The sequence below is a fragment of the Burkholderia sp. Bp9099 genome (assembly GCF_003857805.1).
Classification (GTDB): Bacteria; Pseudomonadota; Gammaproteobacteria; order Burkholderiales; family Burkholderiaceae; genus Burkholderia.
The window spans coordinates 62,239-76,654 of record NZ_QTPU01000005.1 but is presented as its reverse complement, the minus strand read 5'-3'; the positions used below and the strand labels follow the sequence as shown (position 1 = coordinate 76,654).

14 protein-coding genes are annotated in these 14,416 nt (G+C 66.6%); 6 read left to right on the top strand and 8 right to left on the bottom strand.

What is annotated here, in order from left to right; genetic code table 11:
* Positions 1-540: 540 nt before the first annotated feature.
* The 6 genes from DIE17_RS06905 to DIE17_RS06880 form a co-directional block, all read right to left on the bottom strand.
* Positions 541-1,515 carry a branched-chain amino acid ABC transporter permease gene (locus tag DIE17_RS06905; protein WP_185500351.1) on the bottom strand — a complete coding sequence of 325 codons (975 nt, stop codon included), beginning with the start codon at positions 1,513-1,515 and terminating at the stop codon, positions 541-543.
* Entirely contained in the window at positions 1,515-2,399 is an 885-nt protein-coding gene (locus DIE17_RS06900; protein ID WP_044845228.1) for a branched-chain amino acid ABC transporter permease, read from the bottom strand. Before DIE17_RS06900 ends, DIE17_RS06905 begins: the two co-directional genes overlap by 1 nt.
* Before the next feature lie 99 nt (positions 2,400-2,498).
* Entirely contained in the window at positions 2,499-3,698 is a 1,200-nt protein-coding gene (locus DIE17_RS06895; RefSeq protein WP_124520443.1) for an ABC transporter substrate-binding protein, read from the bottom strand.
* 77 nt (positions 3,699-3,775) lie between these two features.
* On the bottom strand, positions 3,776-4,531 hold the full coding sequence (locus DIE17_RS06890) for an ABC transporter ATP-binding protein (protein ID WP_124486816.1): 756 nt from the start codon (positions 4,529-4,531) through the stop codon (positions 3,776-3,778).
* Positions 4,528-5,307 carry an ABC transporter ATP-binding protein gene (locus DIE17_RS06885; RefSeq protein WP_040142748.1) on the bottom strand — a complete coding sequence of 260 codons (780 nt, stop codon included), beginning with the start codon at positions 5,305-5,307 and terminating at the stop codon, positions 4,528-4,530. Before DIE17_RS06885 ends, DIE17_RS06890 begins: the two co-directional genes overlap by 4 nt.
* A 499-nt stretch (positions 5,308-5,806) precedes the next feature.
* On the bottom strand, positions 5,807-7,492 hold the full coding sequence (locus DIE17_RS06880) for a GMC family oxidoreductase (protein ID WP_124520442.1): 1,686 nt from the start codon (positions 7,490-7,492) through the stop codon (positions 5,807-5,809).
* A gap of 400 nt (positions 7,493-7,892) precedes the next feature.
* On the opposite strand from DIE17_RS06880, the gene DIE17_RS06875 reads away from it, so the two are divergent.
* Positions 7,893-8,792, top strand: coding sequence for a LysR family transcriptional regulator (locus DIE17_RS06875; RefSeq protein ID WP_044845224.1), 900 nt, complete (start codon positions 7,893-7,895; stop codon positions 8,790-8,792).
* A 295-nt stretch (positions 8,793-9,087) separates the two neighbouring features.
* A complete protein-coding gene (locus DIE17_RS06870; RefSeq protein WP_124486814.1) occupies positions 9,088-9,621 on the top strand; it encodes a class IV adenylate cyclase in 534 nt (177 codons plus the stop codon).
* Between the two features lie 54 nt (positions 9,622-9,675).
* On the opposite strand, the gene DIE17_RS06865 is transcribed toward DIE17_RS06870, so the two are convergent.
* Complete coding sequence (locus DIE17_RS06865) at positions 9,676-10,161, bottom strand: Lrp/AsnC family transcriptional regulator (RefSeq protein ID WP_006408082.1); 486 nt, start codon at positions 10,159-10,161, stop codon at positions 9,676-9,678.
* A 138-nt stretch (positions 10,162-10,299) separates the two neighbouring features.
* On the opposite strand from DIE17_RS06865, the gene phhA reads away from it, so the two are divergent.
* Positions 10,300-11,193, top strand: a complete 894-nt coding sequence (gene phhA, locus DIE17_RS06860; RefSeq protein WP_221621945.1) for a phenylalanine 4-monooxygenase — start codon at positions 10,300-10,302, stop codon at positions 11,191-11,193.
* 156 nt (positions 11,194-11,349) lie between these two features.
* On the top strand, positions 11,350-11,658 hold the full coding sequence (locus DIE17_RS06855) for a 4a-hydroxytetrahydrobiopterin dehydratase (RefSeq protein WP_044845221.1): 309 nt from the start codon (positions 11,350-11,352) through the stop codon (positions 11,656-11,658).
* A gap of 92 nt (positions 11,659-11,750) precedes the next feature.
* Here the strand turns inward: DIE17_RS06855 and DIE17_RS06850 are convergent, their stop codons facing one another.
* Positions 11,751-11,981, bottom strand: a complete 231-nt coding sequence (locus tag DIE17_RS06850; RefSeq protein ID WP_044845220.1) for a DUF3717 domain-containing protein — start codon at positions 11,979-11,981, stop codon at positions 11,751-11,753.
* 122 nt (positions 11,982-12,103) lie between these two features.
* Between DIE17_RS06850 and DIE17_RS06845 the strand changes: the two genes are divergently transcribed.
* Together DIE17_RS06845 and DIE17_RS06840 are read left to right on the top strand one after the other, a co-directional pair.
* Positions 12,104-12,796 carry a response regulator transcription factor gene (locus DIE17_RS06845; protein ID WP_006401494.1) on the top strand — a complete coding sequence of 231 codons (693 nt, stop codon included), beginning with the start codon at positions 12,104-12,106 and terminating at the stop codon, positions 12,794-12,796.
* Between the two features lie 116 nt (positions 12,797-12,912).
* Positions 12,913-14,397: a sensor histidine kinase gene (locus tag DIE17_RS06840; RefSeq protein ID WP_124520440.1), complete on the top strand. Its 1,485-nt coding sequence runs from the start codon at positions 12,913-12,915 to the stop codon at positions 14,395-14,397.
* The last annotated feature ends 19 nt before the right edge of the window (positions 14,398-14,416 follow it).

The following is a 14,416-nucleotide window of genomic DNA, read 5'->3' as shown; positions in this document are numbered from 1 at the left end:
TATTTTCCCGACCGCACGGTCGGCGAAAGCTGAGTGTAACGGACGCTTTTTGCGCACGCCAACCGGGTAAGCCCGGACGGCATGCGCGTGGCTGCGCGCCAGCGGCGATCGACCGGCAGGATTGGACGAAAACGGGGGGACGGGATGAAACGCGAGCGATGCGAGATGAGGTGAGGCAGAAACGGGCGCGGGAAACGCGGCGCCACTCGCCTGCACCATCAATGGAAATTCGCGCACACAAATGAAAAAGCGCTGTTGGATTCCGTCCAACAGCGCTTTGGGGTCCGGGCACTTTGTGCCTCGATTGTCTCCTCGTTCTCCACCTGCAAATTCGTTTCGCGGTGCATCAGAACTGAAACGAAGATTAAAGGACCTTTCACCCTGCGACAACTTAGCATTTACCCCTATGGTGCATCGCCGCACGAAAATGGGGCACCAGCCTTGCCGCGCGGCACCGTCCCGAGGCCGCCGCAACGCCCTTCCCGGCCGCGCCGGATGGTGCTTCGCATCAACGCGTCGCCACGCCGCGGCGCGCTGCAATCAGGACGGCCTGAGCGTCTTGACCCGTGCGACCATCTCGCCGACGATCCCGCGCCGGAACGCAAGCACGCATGCGATGAAGATCAGCCCGGTGACGATCGTCGCCGATTCGCCGAGCGAGTGGAACCAGCCGATGCCCGTCACCGACGCGAGCCATTCGCCGATGTCGCCGAGCCGGTCCTCCAGTGCGACGATCAGCGCCGCGCCGAGCAGCGGCCCGAACAGCGTGCCCATCCCGCCGACGAGCGTCATCAGCACGACGAGGCCCGACATCGTCCAGTACGCGTCGGACAGCGTCTCGAAGCCGAGCACCAGCACCTTCAGCGAACCGGCCAGCCCCGCGAGCCCGGCCGACAGGATGAACGCGAGCAGCTTGAAGCGGTCGGTGTCGTAGCCGAGCGAGATCGCTCGCGCTTCGTTCTCCTTGATCGCGACGAGCACCTGGCCGAACGGCGAGTGCACGATGCGCACGATGAACGCGCACGCCGCGACGATCACCGCGAGCACGACGTAGTAGAGCGCGACGTCGTTCGACAGGTCGACGACCCCGAACAGATGCCCGCGCGGCACGCCCTGCAGGCCGTCCTCGCCGTGCGTGAACGGCGCCTGCAGGTAGATGAAATAGACCATCTGCGCGAACGCGAGCGTGATCATCGCGAAGTAGATGCCTTGCCGGCGGATCGCGAACAGGCCGACGACGAGCCCGAGCAACGTCGCGGCGAAGGTGCCGACGAGCACGCCGAGCTCCGGCGTGAAGCCGAGCGTCTGGATCGTATAGCCGGTCGCGTAGCCGGCGGTCGCGAGGAACATCGCATGGCCGAACGACAGCAGCCCCGTATAGCCGATCAGCAGGTTGAACGCGGCCGCGAACAGCGCGAACGTGAGCACCTTCATCACGAACACCGGATACGCGCCGATGAAGGGGGCTGCGAGCAGTGCGGCGAGCAGCACGCCGTAGAGCACTTTTCTCTGCATCATTTTTCCTTGCCGAACAGGCCAGCCGGGCGGATCAGCAGCACGATCGCCATGATCACGAACACCACCGTGGCCGACGCTTCCGGATAGAACACGCGCGTGAAGCCCTCGATCACGCCGAGCATCAGCCCGGTGATGATCGAGCCGAGAATCGAGCCCATCCCGCCGATCACGACCACCGCGAACACGGTGATGATCATCGGCTGGCCCATCAGCGGCGACACCTGGATCACCGGCGCCGCGAGCACGCCCGCGAATGCTGCGAGCGCGACGCCGAAGCCGTAGGTGAGCGTGATCATCATCGGCACGTTCACACCGAACGCCTCGACGAGCTTCGGGTTCTCGGTGCCCGCGCGCAGATAGGCGCCCAGGCGCGTCTTCTCGATCACGAACCAGGTCGCGAGACACACCGCGAGCGACGCGACGACCACCCACGCGCGGTAGTTCGGCAGGAACATGAAGCCGAGATTGGTCGCGCCGGACAGCTGCGAAGGCACGTCGTACGGCTGGCCGGACGACCCGTAGACCGAGCGGAACACGCCTTCGACGACGAGCGTGAGGCCGAACGTGAGCAGCAGCCCGTACAGGTGATCGAGCTTGTACAGCCAGCGCAGCATCGAGCGCTCGACCAGGATCCCGAACGCGCCGACGATCAGCGGTGCGAGCGCGAGCATCGCCCAGTACGGCAACCCGAAATACGACAGCCCCATCCACGCGAGCATCGCGCCCAGCATGAACAGCGCGCCGTGCGCGAAGTTGATCACGTTGAGCAGCCCGAAGATCACCGCCAGCCCGAGGCTCAGGATCGCGTAGAACGAGCCGTTGACGAGCCCGAGCAGCAACTGGCTCAGCATCGCCGGCAACGGAATGCCAAAGATTTCCATCGACTTAGCCGTCCGAATGAGTTTCGTTGCGTGCGCAACCGTCATGCCGTCGCGCACGCGGGCGGTGCAGCGGCCACATCGCTGCGGCCGCGCCCGCGCTTACTTCCATGCCGCGCAGCGCGTCTCCTGCTTGGTCGTGAACGCCTGCTCGCCCGGAATCGTCGCGAGCACCTTGTAGTAGTCCCACGGCTCCTTCGATTCCGACGGCTTCTTCACTTCCATCAGGTACATGTCGTGAATCATGCTGCCGTCCTGGCGGATGTAGCCCTTCGCGTAGAAGTCGTTGATCTTCGCCTTCTTCAGCTCGGCCATCACCTTGTCGGAGTCGGTCGTGCCGGCCGCCTGGACCGCCTTCAGGTAGGTCGTCACCGACGAGTAGTCGGCCGCCTGCAGGCTCGACGGCATCTTCTTCATCTTGCCGAAGTAGCGCTGCGCCCACTGGCGCGCCGTCGCGTCGCGGTTCCAGTACCAGCTGTCGGTCAGCACGAGGCCCTGCGTCGTCTCGAGGCCGAGGCTGTGCACGTCGTTGATGAACATCAGCAGCGCGGCGATCTTCATCGACTTCGTGATGCCGAACTCCTTCGCGGCCTTGATCGAGTTGATCGTGTCGCCGCCCGCGTTCGCGAGGCCGAGGATCTGCGCCTTGGACGACTGCGCCTGCAGCAGGAACGACGAGAAGTCCGACGCCGACAGCGGGTGCCGCACCGTGCCGAGCACCTGGCCGCCGCTCGCCTTCACGACGTCCGACGTGTTCTTCTCGAGCGCCTTGCCGAACGCGTAGTCGGCGGTCAGGAAGAACCAGCTCTTGCCGCCCTGCTTCACCACCGCCGAGCCGGTGCCCTTCGCGAGCGCCATCGTGTCGTATGCGTAGTGGACCGTGTACGGCGTGCACTGCTCGTTGGTCAGCGTGTCGGCGCCCGCGCCGATGTTGATGTAGACCTTCTTCTTCTCGGCCGCGACCTGGTTCATCGACAGCGCGGTCGCGGAGTTCGTGCCGCCGACCAGCAGGTCGAGCCCGCCGCGGTCCATCCATTCGCGCGCCTTCGACGCGGCGATGTCCGCCTTGTTCTGGTGATCGGCATAGACGACCTCGATCGGCTTGCCGAGCACCTTGCCGCCGAAGTCGGCGACCGCCATCCGGATCGCCTCGAGGCCGCCCTGCCCGTCGATGTCCGCGTACAGCCCCGACATGTCGGTGATGAAGCCGATCTTCACGCTATCCGCGGCGTGTGCGGCGCCGGCGGTGAACGCTGCGGTCGCGACCGCCAGGCACGCGTGTGCGAGGGTCTTCATTTTCATTGACGTCTCCTGTTGTTCTGATGCGTTGTGGTTGTTCGTAGGCCGCCACGGCTAGCGGCAAGGGAAACGGGGCGGCGTCACACCCCGAGCAGGTCGTGAAGGATCGGCATCTTGCCTTCCAGTTCGGATGAGCGGAAATGCTCGACGATGCGGCCATGTTCCATCACGTAGAAGCGATCGGCGAGCGGCGCGGCGAAGCGGAAATTCTGTTCGACCATCACGACCGTGTAGCCGCGCGCCTTCAGCGCGACGATCATGCGCGCGAGCGCCTGCACGATCACCGGCGCGAGGCCTTCGGAAATTTCATCGAGCAGCAGCAGGTTCGCGCCGGTGCGCAGGATCCGCGCCACCGCGAGCATCTGCTGCTCGCCGCCGGACAGCCGCGTGCCCTGGCTCTGCCGGCGCGACGCGAGGTTCGGGAACATCGTGTAGATCTCGTCGAGCGACATCGCGTGCTCGCGCGGGCCGATCGGCGGCGGCAGCATCAGGTTCTCCTCGCACGACAGGCTCGAGAAGATTCCGCGCTCCTCCGGGCAATAGCCGACGCCGAAATGCGCGATGCGGTGCGTCGCGAGGCCGATCGTCTCGTTGCCTGAAACCTTGATCGAGCCGCTGCGCCGGCCGGTGAGGCCCATGATCGCGCGCAGCGTCGTGGTGCGGCCCGCGCCGTTGCGGCCGAGCAGCGTGACGACCTCGCCGCGATGAACGCTCAGGTCGACACCGTGCAATATGTGGGATTCCCCGTACCAGGCCTCGAGGCCCGTGATCTCCAGCGCGGGCGTGCCGCTCTCGACGCCGCTCAATTCGCGTTCCTCCCGTTCGCTGTGCTTCATGCGTGCGCCCCCGCGAGCGCCGCATCGGCGCTGCCCATGTAGGCCTCGATCACCAGCGGATTCTTCGACACTTCCGCATACGAGCCCTCGGCCAGCACTTCGCCGCGTTGCAGGACGGTGATCGTGTCGGAGATGCCCGCGATCACGTTCATGTTGTGCTCGACCATCAGGATCGTGCGGCCGCTCGCCACCTTCTTGATCAGCGCGGTCACGCGATCGACGTCCTCGTGGCCCATCCCTTGCGTGGGCTCGTCGAGCAGCATCAGTTCGGGTTCCATCGCGAGCGTCGTCGCGATCTCGAGCGCGCGCTTGCGGCCGTATGCGAGTTCGACCGTCGGCACGTGTGCGAAATCGGTGAGGCCGACCTGCGTGAGGAGATCCATCGCGCGATCGTCGAGGCGCCGCAACGTGCGCTCGCTGCGCCAGAAATGGAATTCGGTCCCGAGCGCGCGCTGCAGGCCGATGCGCACGTTCTGCAACGCGGTCAGGTGCGGGAATACCGCCGAGATCTGGAAGGAACGGATGATGCCGCGCCGCGCGACCTGCGCGGGCCGCTCGTCGGTGATGTCGATGCCGTTGAAGACGATCTGGCCGGCCGTCGGTGTCAGGAACTTGGTCAGCAGGTTGAAGCAGGTGGTCTTGCCCGCGCCGTTCGGTCCGATCAACGCATGGATCGCGCCGCGCCGCACACGCAGGTTGACACCGTTCACGGCGGTGAAGCCCCTGAATTCCTTCGTCAGTCCGCGTGTTTCGAGAATCGTGTCGCCGAGAATCATGTTCCCTTCCGTACGAAGTCAGGCGAAGCACCGGGAGGATTCGCGCAAGCGACCGCGAACAAGTCCGCGGATCAGCGGGCTGCCCCCGGGGCGCCGTATTACGCCTCGAGGGTGGTCTCCCGCGCCGACGCGTATGCACACTGCGCAACATTGTCGCGCCGTTGGTGCAGTGCAATCATCGGGATTTGCACTTATAGGGCGGGCTGCCATATCGGGCGCGGCTGAGCGAGAATTTTCGACGCGCTTTTTTGACGCGCGCATCATCGAGGTGCGCATGCTCGCATCGGACGTGCCTGATTGAACGCATGCATGTGACGCTGCGCGTCATGTCGTCGCGCAAAAAAAGCCGCGTGACATAAGCGATAAGCGGGTGCGCGAAGCAATTGCCGTGCGCATCGCCGGCCCGTGTCATTGTGATGCTCGCGCGTCACCTTTGCTTCGCATAGCGAAACAGCGGGCGCTCGGATGACAGCCCGCTGTCGCGCGTGTCAGCGTGGCGTCACGCAGCCGTCATCGTCGCGTCCATTCGCACCTGCGTCGCGTCGTGCGCCGCGCGTCGATCGGCGCGAATCATGTCGCTTGCGCGCTCGGCGATCATCAGCGTCGGCGAATTCGTGTTGCCCGACGTGATGAACGGCATCACCGATGCGTCGACGATCCGCAGCCCGGCGATGCCGCGCACGCGCAGCCGGCTGTCGACGACGGCACGCGCGTCGTCCGCGCGCCCCATCCGGCACGTACCGACCGGATGGAAGATCGTCGTGCCGACCGCGCCCGCCGCTTCGATCAGTTCGGCTTCGGTCCGGTATCGCTCGCCCGGCAGGATCTCCTCCGGACGGTAGCGCGCGAGCGCCGGCGCGGATGCGATGCGGCGCGTGAGGCGCAGCGCGTTCGCGGCGACCTGGCGATCGTGGTCGGTCGACAGATAGTTCGGTGCGATCGACGGCGCCACGCCGGCATCGGGGCTCGCGATATGCACGCTGCCGCGCGAACTCGGCCGCAGATGGCAGACGGACGCCGTAAAGGCGTTGAAGCTGTGCAGCGGCTCGCCGAAGCGCTCGAGCGACAGCGGCTGCACGTGATATTCGAGATCGGGGCGCGTGAGCGCGGGATCGTCGGGATCGGATTTCGCGAACGCGCCGAGCTGCGACGGCGCCATCGACATCGGCCCGCGTTGCAGCAGCGCGTATTCGGCACCGATCATCAGCTTGCCCCACCAGTGCGCGGACAGCGTGTTCAACGTGCGCACGCCTTCGACGCGAAATGCCATCCGCAGCTGCAGGTGATCCTGCAGGTTCTCGCCGACGCCCGGCAGGTCCTGCACGACGTCGATGCCGAGCGCCTGCAGCCGTGCGCCCGCACCGATGCCCGACAGTTCGAGCAGCTGTGGCGAATTCACCGCGCCGGCGGTCAGCAGCACTTCGGCGCGTGCGTGCGCGACGTAGTCGGTGCCGCCGCCGCGATACTCGACGCCGACCGCGCGCCGCCCGTCGAAGATCACGCGCTGCGCATGCGCGCCGGTTATCACGGTCAGGTTCGGGCGCATCATCGCGGGGCGCAGGAACGCCTTCGACGTATTCCAGCGCACGCCGCGCTTCTGGTTCACCTCGAAATAGCCGACCCCGCTGTTGTCGCCGCGGTTGAAATCGTCGGTCGCCGGAATGCCCGTCTGCTGCGCGGCCTGCGCGAACGATTCGAGGATCTCCCAGCGCAGCCGCTGCTTCTCGACGCGCCAGTAGCCGCCTGCGCCGTGTGCGTCGCTCGCACCCGCGTGGTGGTCCTCACTGCGCTTGAAGATCGGCAGCACGCTGTCCCACGACCAGCCCGCGTCGCCGGTTTCCTGCGCCCAGCTGTCGTAATCCTCGCGCTGGCCGCGCATGTAGATCATCCCGTTGATCGACGAGCAGCCGCCGAGCACGCGACCGCGCGGATACGACAGTGCGCGGCCGTTGAGCGCCGCCTCCGGCTGTGTCTTGTACAGCCAGTCCGTGCGTGGATTGCCGATGCAGTACAGATAGCCGACCGGGATGTGGATCCAGTGATAGTCGTCCTTGCCGCCCGCTTCGAGCAGCAGCACGCGGATCTCGGGATCCTCGGTCAGGCGGTTCGCGAGCACGCAGCCTGCGGTGCCCGCGCCGACGATCACGTAATCGAATTCGCCCTCGAGCGTGCGTTGAGTCGTCACGACGTGTCTCCTGTCGACCCGAGTTAGCGCTTCAGCGCTTACTCGGGTCCCATGCTTTGCGGTCGACCCGAGTTAGCGCTTCAGCGCTTACTCGGGTCCCATGGCGTGGTTGGATGGAGTTGGCGCTTCAGCGCTTACTCCATCCCCACGGCGGTCGACTCGAGTTAGCGCTTTAGCGCTTACTCGGGTCCCATGGCGTGGCTGGATGGAGTTAGCACTTCATCGCTTACTCGTGCCCCATGCAAAGCGCATTGTTGTGTCCCGCGCGGCGCAATCCCGCGCGTCGTTTTCAGCATAGTGCGTCGCGGGCGACGCGATCGATGAAGCGTACCCCGCCTGCCCTCCGCCGATCCAATGAGTTATGCTGAACTGCGTTATAAGCTGCACTCATATCACGACGATGGATCTCACCCTGCTCCGTGCGTTCGCGACGGTCGCCCGCGAAGGCAACCTGACGCGCGCCGCCGTGCAGTTGCACCTGACGCAGCCGGCCGTCAGCCTGCAGATCAAGCATCTGCAGGAAACGCTCGGCGTCACGCTGTTCACGCGCACGTCGCGCGGGCTCGCGCTCACACGCGACGGCCAGACGCTGCTGCCGCACGCGGAGCGCGCGCTGGCCGCAGCCGCCGACGTGCAGCGCGCCGCTGCCGCGCTGCGGCACGAGGTGCGCGGCCGGTTGCGGATCGGCACGATCCTCGACCCCGGTTTCCTGCGGCTCGGCGGCTTCCTGCGCGCGCTGGTCGAAACCCATCCGCAGATAGAAACCGCGCTGCGGCACGGGATGTCCGGCTGGGTGCTCGAGCAGGTGCGCGCGCGGGCGCTCGACGTCGGCTACTACATCGGCCGGCCCGGCGAGGACGAGCCGCGCGACGACACGCTGTTCCACACGGTCACGCTCACGCGTTTCCAGTACCGCGTACTCGCGCCGGCCGGCTGGAAGGAGCGCGTGCAGCGCGCTCACGACTGGCGCGCGCTCGCCGCGCTGCCGTGGATCTGGACGCCGCCGGCGTCCGCCCATCACCGGCTGCTGTCGCGGCTGTTCGCGGCGGCCGGCGCGCAGCCGGTGAAGGTCGCCGAGGTCGACCAGGAGCAGTCGATGCTCGATCTCGTGAAATCGGGGATCGGGTTGACGCTCGCGCGGGACTCGACCGCGCTGGCCGAAGCGCACGCGCACGCGCTGACGATCGTCGAACGCGTGACGGTGCCGACCGAGCTGACTTTCGTGGCACTCGTCGAACGGCGTGACGAACCGGCAATCGCGGCCGCGCTGCGACTGATCGAGACGCAGTGGGCGATATGAGCGTGGCTGATGTCGGTGTGACGGGTCGTGCAGTGGACTTTTGCGGCTGACGCTTCCTGCTATTCCTGTTCCTCGGCGTTCCTGAGTTCCTGAGTTCCTGCGTCTAGTGCGTCTCCTGCGGATCTTGCGAATCGCCAACTCGCCCGCGCATGACCGGCGAAAATCACATACGAGCCCCAATCGCCCGCTCCGCGTCGCGTTGCCGCGCGCCGGTCGCTCGTCACGCCACCATCGCAGGCTTTTTGCTAGATTGTCCGTTCGCACACCGCGAGACCCCTGATTGAAGGAGACCCGCATGGCCCGCAACATCGAGATCAAAGCCCGCGCCCGCGAATTCGACCAGCTGCGCGAACGCGCCGCGACGCTCGCAACCGAAGCACCGCTCTTCTACCGCCAGCAGGATTTCTTCTACGACGTGCCGCGCGGCCGGCTGAAGCTGCGCCGCTTCGAAGACGGCACGCCGGCCGAACTGATCTTCTACCAGCGCGACGATCGCGACGGTCCGAAAGCGTCGTACTACACGCGCAGCCCGGTCACGAACCCGGACGCGATGCACTCGCTGCTCGCGACTGCGCTGACCACGCGCGGCATCGTGACGAAGGAACGGCACGTGTACCTCGTCGGCCGCACGCGGATCCACCTCGACCGCGTCGACGGCCTCGGCGACTTCATCGAACTGGAAGTGGTGCTCGGCCCCGACGACGACGAAGCCGGCGGCGAAGCCGAGGCGCATGACGTGTTCGCGAAGCTCGGCGTGGCGCACGAGGATCTCGTCGCGGTCGCGTACGTCGACCTGCTGAACGCCGACGCGCAATCCGCAGCGGCCTGATCGAACCCTATCCGCGGCGGCGCCTTGCGCCCCGCCGCCAGCCCTGCCGCCGCGTCACGCGGCGCCGGGCGCCAGGTGCGCGAGCGGCAGCGCGCCATTGCGCTTGAACGTCGTCAGCACGATGTTCGAGCGCACGCTGTCGACGCCCGGCACGCGCATCAGCTTCTTCATCACGAACTGCGACAGCGCGTTGAGATCCGGCGCGACGATCCGCAGCAGATAGTCTGCATCGCCGACCACGGCATGGCATTCGAGCACCTCGGGCAGCACGTCGATCTGCTGCTGGAACTGCTCGATGATCGAATCGCCGTGGTGCTTGAGCTTCAGGCTCGTGAACGCGGTGACGCCGAGCCCGAGCTTTTCGGGGCGCAACATCACGCGATAGCCTTCGATCACGCCGGCAGCCTCGAGCCGCTGCAGCCGCCGGCCGATCTGCGACGGCGACAGCGGCACCTCCTCGCCGAGCTGCTGGTGCGTCGCGCGGCCGAAGCGCTGCAGCACGTCGAGAAGCGCGAGATCGAAGTGATCGAGTTCCAGCATGAGCATTCTCCGCATTGATTCCGATTTTGATGCGCGATTATCGCATCATCAGTCGAATCAACGCCATCTTTGCGCCCATTCCGCATGTCCCCCGCTCTACACTTGCATGGTTCCCATCACAGCGTGCAGAGCCTCACCATGTCCACCGTCGTCACCGCGAAACTGCAGGAGCAGTTCGATGCGGGCCTCGAAACCCGCGCCGATTTCACCATCGACCAGCCGCTCGAACGTTACGGCCAGGTCGACCACGCGGTGTGGCAGCAGCTCTATGCGCGCCAGTCGGCGCTGCTGCGCGGTCGCGCGTGCGACGCGTTCGTCGCCGGGCTCGGGAAGATCGACCTGCCGGCCGATCGCGTGCCGTCGTTCGCCGACGTGAACCGCCAGCTGAAACCGGTCACCGGCTGGGAAATCGTCGCGGTGCCGGGCCTCGTGCCCGATCGCGTGTTCTTCGAGCACCTCGCGAACCGGCGGTTTCCGGTCACCTGGTGGATGCGCCGCCCGGACCAGCTCGACTACCTGCAGGAACCCGACTGCTTCCACGACCTGTTCGGCCACGTGCCGTTGCTGATCGAACCGGTGTTCGCCGACTACATGCAGGCCTACGGCCGCACCGCGCTCGCGGTCGCGGACGACGAAGCGGCGCTCGCGCGGCTGGCGCGCCTCTACTGGTATACGGTGGAATTCGGCCTGATCCGAGACCCGCAGGGCACGAACGGGCTGTCGATCTATGGCGCCGGGATCGTGTCGAGCAAGGGCGAGAGCCTCTACAGTCTCGAAAGCGCAGCGCCGAACCGGCTCGGTTTCGACCTCGAGCGCGTGATGCGCACGCGGTACCGGATCGACACGTTCCAGAAGACCTACTTCGTAATCGACGATTTCGCGCAGCTGTTCGCGCTGGCCGACGTCGACGGCCGCGCGCTGGCCGACCGGCTGGCCACGCAGCCCGAATTCGCGGCCGGCGCGGTATGCGATGGCGATCTCGTGCTGCATCGCGGCACGGGAGAAGGCTGGCCGGACGACGCGGACGCGTAAGGCCGCGGGCCACGCCGGCGTGATTCGTGCACCGGCGCCCGCCTTCCGATGCCCGTCACCGAATGCCCGTCGCCCAACTATGAAACAATGACCGGTACCGGCTTTGCCGCGTGGCCCTTGCCCGCGTGCGGGCGCCGTTACCGAACGAGGTGCAACATGATCCACAAGCTCACATCAGAAGAACGCAAGACCCGGCTCGAAGGCCTGCCGCACTGGACGGCCGTGCCGGGCCGCGACGCGATCCAGCGCAGCCTGCGCTTCGCCGATTTCAACGAGGCCTTCGGCTTCATGACGCGCGTCGCGATCAAGGCGCAGGAAATGAACCACCATCCGGAATGGTTCAACGTATACAACCGCGTCGACGTGACGCTGTCGACCCACGATGCGGACGGCCTGACCGAGCGCGACATCGCGCTCGCGACGTTCATCGACCAGGTGTGCGCACATACCCAACCGGCCGCCTGAGGTCGTCCTCTACCGCCGCGCGTCTTTCGACGCGCGGCGCGTCAACTTTTCATTTCGATGAACGTTTTCTAGGATGTACTCAGCGAAAGCCTTCAACTTTCCAAGCCATCCTTAAGGCGCACGTAAGTCTCATACGCTTTCCGCGCCCTGGGGTCCAAACCTTCCAGTTGCAGCGCGCTTGCGCGCTGTACAATCAGCAGCGCATACGGCTTGGAGAGCGCGCTGGCCTCTTCGCAGAGTTTGAGTTCGTCGCCGCTCGACGGCGAGCGGGCGCGCCAGAAATTGATCGCGGCTTCGAGGTCGTGGATCGAAATATCGGACATGATTGGATTTAATCGTTCGCTGGCCGCCATGCTTGATGTCAGGCGATGCGGCGCCCCTGTGGAAACGGCGTCGTGCTGTCCGCGTGCCTGAACCGCCAACCCATTGTACTTGAGCGAACTTCATGCGACTCCTTCTGATCGAAGACGACCGCCCCATCGCACGCGGTATCCAGAGCAGCCTCGAGCAGGCTGGCTTCACCGTCGACATGGTGCATGACGGCATCTTTGCCGAACAGGCGCTGGCACAGAACCGCCACGAACTCGTGATCCTCGACCTCGGCCTGCCGGGCATCGACGGGATGACGCTGCTCACGCGTTTCCGCCAGACCAACCGCCACACGCCGGTCATCGTGCTGACCGCGCGCGACGAACTGAACGACCGGATCCAGGGCCTGAACTCCGGCGCCGACGACTACATGCTCAAGCCGTTCGAGCCGGCCGAGCTCGAAGCGCGCATCCGCGCGGTGATGCGCCGCAGCGGCCCGCACAGCGACATGCCGCGTCCGGAAGTGTCGCTCGGCGGCGTCCGCCTGTCGGGCGTCGATCGCCGCATCTTCAACGACGACAAGCCGCTCGAACTGTCGCCGCGCGAATTCGCGGTGCTGGAAATGCTGCTGCTGCGTCACGGCCGCGTCGTCAGCAAGGCCCAGCTGCAGGATCACCTCACGCACTTCGGCGGCGATCTCGGCGACACCGCAATCGAAGTCTACGTGCATCGCGTGCGCAAGAAACTCGAGCAGTGCCGCGTCGAAATCGTCACGGTGCGCGGCTTCGGCTATCTGCTGCAGGAAATCCGCCAGACCGCGAGCGTCTGAGCGGCGCCGCACGCCGGCCGGCCGCGTGCCGCCGGCGAGCCGCCCTGCCCGCGTCGCCGTCCGGCGCACGTCCGCGCCGCTCCCCGTGAGCGGCGCTTATCCATTTGCCCGTCGAAATGTCTTCTGATCCGGCTGTGACCACCAGCCTGCGCCGCTCGCTGCTTCGGCGCCTCGCCGCGCCGCTGTCGATGCTCGCGCTGATGAGCGGCCTGATCGCCTACTGGCTCGCGTGGCAATACACGCAACACGTGATCGACCGCTCGCTCGCCGACCTCGCGACCGCCATCTCCAAACAGATCCAGATCGCCGGCCCCGACGCGCCGTTCACGGTGCCGCCGCTCGCGCAGGCGATGTTCTCCGATCCGGCCGAGGCGCTGATCTACCGGATCAGCGACGGCGAGCAGGAACTCGCCGGCGATCCGAAACTGCCGCTGCGGGGCATCAACGTGCGCCGCATGCATCACGCGTACGTGTTCGAGGCCGAGTACGACAACCGCGCGGTGCGGGTCGCGCAGGTGCGCGTCGAGGAAGTCGACGGCGGCCGGCCGATGGTGGTTGAGGTCGCGCAACCGGTGCGGCACCGTTACCGGATCGCGGCCGAATTCCTCGTCGCGATCATGATGCCGCTGCTGCTGCTGCTGCTCGCGGGCTGGGGCATCGTGTGGCGCGTCGTGAACCAGCAGCTCGGCCCGCTCACGCATCTCGCCGATTCGCTGAACCGGCAGACCCACACGTCGCTGGAGCCGGTCGACGAAACCGACGTGCCGCTCGAGATCCGGCCGCTGACGAGCGCGATGAACGCGCTGCTCGGCCGCCTGAAGACCGCCCTCGACGCGCAGCGCAAGTTCATCGCCGATGCCGCGCACCAGCTGCGCACGCCGCTCACGGCCGTGAAGCTGCATGCCGAGCAGGCCGCCGTCGCGCGCGACCCGCAGCAGACCTATGCCGCGGTGCGCGAACTGCGCGCGGCCGCCGACCGCGCGGTGCGGCTGTCGAACCAGCTGCTGTCGCTCGCGCGCGCGGAGCCGGGCGAACAGGCCGCGCGTTTCGTCGACGTCGACCTGGCCGCGATGGCGTTCGAGACGGGTGCCGAATGGGTACCGCGCGCGCTCGCGTCGCATGTCGACCTCGGCTTCCAGCGCAGCGACGATCCCGGCGAAGACGAAACGCTGAACGTGCGCGGCAACCCCGTGCTGCTGCGCGAGGTGATCGCGAACCTGCTCGACAATGCGTTGAAATATGTGCCGCTCGCCCGGCCGGACGGGGCGCGGATCACGGTGAACGTCGCGCGCGGCGCGCTCGAGACCGGCGAGCCGGCCGCCGAGATCGTCGTCGAGGACAACGGCCCGGGCGTGCCGGCCAATCAGCAGGCCGACCTGTTCAAGCGCTTCTTCCGTGGCGACGCGCAAAGCGGCAACGGCGTCGAGACGGGCGCCGGGCTCGGGCTCGCGATCGTGCACGACATCATCGCGATGCACGGCGGCACGGTGTCGTACGAGGATGCATCGGAAGGCGGTTCGCGCTTCGTGGTGCGGGTGCCGCTCGCCAAGCGCACCGGGAAGCCGGCGAGCGAGACGCCGGCCGCCGCGCCGACGCACTGAGGCACGCGCGGCGAACCCT